Below are 2,523 nucleotides of genomic sequence, written 5' to 3'. Positions count from 1 at the left end.
GTCGAAGGACTGTAGTTCGACTGCCCTGTGAAGGAAGGATAGGCCTTCGACAAGCTCAGGCAGAGCGGGTTGCTGGGGCAAGCTTCGCGCTGTTCATCCGACCGATTGTGTCTGGCCGCTCATCTGCTACCACCTTCAACGATGACGATGTTGACCCTCGCCGCGTTCCTCCTCGGCTATGCCCTCGGCTCCATCCCGTTCGGGCTGATCGTCACCCGCCTAGCCGGAAAGGGTGACATTCGCGACATCGGGTCCGGCAATATCGGGGCAACCAATGTCCTGCGGACCGGGTCGAAGAAGCTCGCCGCGCTGACGCTGCTGCTCGACGCCGCCAAGGGTGCGCTGGCGGTGATCGCGGCGGCGTGGGCGTTCGGCTTGCCGGCCATCCCCTATGCTGCGACCGGGGCGTTGCTCGGCCATCTTTATCCGGTGTGGCTGCGGTTCAGGGGAGGCAAGGGGGTGGCGACGTTGCTCGGCATCCTCATCCCGCTGCTGCCGTTCGCTGCGTTGGTCTATGCGCTGGTGTGGCTCGGGCTGCTGCTCGTCGCCCGTATTTCCTCGCTAGCCGGAATGATCGCCGCCGCCAGCGCACCGCTCACTGCCTATCTGGTCGGCCGAATCGACCTGTTCCCCATGCTGCTCGGCTTTGCATTGCTCGTCATCTGGAAGCACCGCGCCAATATCGCGCGGCTGCGATCCGGGACCGAGCCGCGGGTCGGGCAGAAGGCGGTGTGAAGGAGCTCGTTGATCGCCTCCGCCTGATCCGCAGCCCGACCATCGGGCCGGTCAGCTATCGCCAGCTGCTCATCCGTTTCGGCACGGCGTCGGCGGCGCTCGATGCCCTACCCGACCTCGCCCGACGCGGCGGCGGCAGCGCCCCGCGCATCGTCCCGCGCGCCGATGCCGAGCGCGAAATGGCGCGGATCGAGGCGATTGGCGGGCGCTACCTGCTGCTCGGCCAAGGCCTTTATCCGCGTATGCTCGCCGAGCTCGACAATGCGCCGCCGATCCTGACGGTTAAGGGTGACCTCACGCTGCTCGAGCGCACTGCCGTCGCCATCGTCGGCGCGCGCAACGCCTCGGCGGCGGCCTGCCGTTTTTCGCGCGGCTTGGCACAGGAACTGGGCGTCGAAGGCATCGTCACTGTTTCTGGCCTTGCCAGGGGCATCGATAGTGCGGCGCACGATGGCTCTCTGCCGACCGGCACGATCGCGGTCATCGCCGGGGGTCTCGACATCGTCTATCCGCCCGAGAACGAAGCGCGCCAGGCCGACATTGCCGAGCGCGGTCTGTTGATCGCCGAAATGCCGCCGGGAACCGAGCCGCGCGCGCGCCATTTCCCCTATCGCAACCGGATCATCGCCGGGCTGTGCCCCGGCACGGTGGTGGTCGAGGCGGCGCCGCGATCTGGTTCGCTGATCACCGCGCGGCTGGCGGCGGAGGCCGGGCGTGAAGTGATGGCGGTGCCGGGCTCGCCGCTCGATCCGCGCGCCCAAGGCTGCAACCAGCTGATCCGCGATGGCGCGACGCTCGTCCAGAACGCCGCCCACGTGATCGAGACGCTGCGCCCGATGAGTGGCTTCGCCTCGCCGCGTGAGAGCTACGAGCCATCTGCCCCGGCGCAGGAGGCGGGTAGCGACGAACGGGCGCGGGTCGAAGAGTTGCTCGGTCCGTCGGCAGTGCCGGTCGACGAACTGGTCCGCCAGTCGCAGCTGCCGAGCGGCACGGTCCAGCTGATCCTGCTCGAACTCGACCTTGCCGGGCGGCTCGATCGGCACGCCGGGGGCAAGGTCAGCATGACTTCTTGACGCGGGCCGCCGGGGCCAATCACCATCGCGCGTATACATGCGTAAGGAAATAGACCCTTGAAACTTGTCGTCGTCGAATCGCCCGCAAAAGCGAAAACCATCGAGAAATATCTGGGTCCGGGGCACAAGGTGTTGGCCAGCTATGGCCACGTCCGCGACCTGCCGCCCAAGGACGGCTCGGTCGATCCCGACGACGGCTTTGCGATGGTGTGGGACAATTATCCCGACAAGGCGAAGCAACTTAAGGCGATCACCGATGCGGCCAAGGCGGCCGACACGCTGATCCTGGCGACCGATCCCGACCGCGAAGGCGAGGCGATCAGCTGGCACGTCCAGGAAGTGCTGAAGGAGAAGAAGGCGCTCCCCGCGCACGTCGAGCGGGTGACGTTCAACGCGATCACCAAGTCGGCGGTGCTGGAGGCGATGAAGGCCCCGCGCCAGCTCGACGAGGATTTGATCGACGCCTATCGGGCGCGGCGCGCGCTCGACTATCTGGTCGGCTTCACGCTTTCGCCGATCCTGTGGCGCAAGCTGCCCGGGGCCAAGTCGGCGGGCCGCGTCCAGTCGGTGGCATTGCGCATCATCGTCGACCGCGAGCGCGAGATCGAACTGTTCCGTGCGCAGGAATATTGGTCGATCAGCGCGATCTTCGAAGCCGACGGGACTCAGTTTACCGCGCGGCTGGTCGGGCTCGACGGCAAGAAGATCGACCGGC

The 2,523-nt window shown here is 66.8% G+C and carries 3 protein-coding genes; all 3 read left to right on the top strand.

What is annotated here, in order from left to right; translation table 11 throughout:
- Nucleotides 1-147 precede the first annotated feature (147 nt).
- Nucleotides 148-735: a glycerol-3-phosphate 1-O-acyltransferase PlsY gene (gene plsY / locus RMN84_RS10490; protein ID WP_309612117.1), complete on the top strand. Its 588-nt coding sequence runs from the start codon at nt 148-150 to the stop codon at nt 733-735.
- Nucleotides 732-1,808, top strand: coding sequence for a DNA-processing protein DprA (dprA, locus tag RMN84_RS10485; RefSeq protein WP_309612116.1), 1,077 nt, complete (start codon nt 732-734; stop codon nt 1,806-1,808). Before plsY ends, dprA begins: the two co-directional genes overlap by 4 nt.
- A 57-nt stretch (nt 1,809-1,865) precedes the next feature.
- Nucleotides 1,866-2,523: DNA topoisomerase (locus RMN84_RS10480; protein WP_309612115.1), on the top strand; the 658-nt coding region annotated here is incomplete at its 3' end.

This window comes from Sphingomonas sp., from assembly GCF_031380695.1.
In the GTDB taxonomy this organism is placed as follows: Bacteria; Pseudomonadota; Alphaproteobacteria; order Sphingomonadales; family Sphingomonadaceae; genus Sphingomicrobium.
This window is presented reverse-complemented; position numbering and strand designations above follow the sequence as displayed.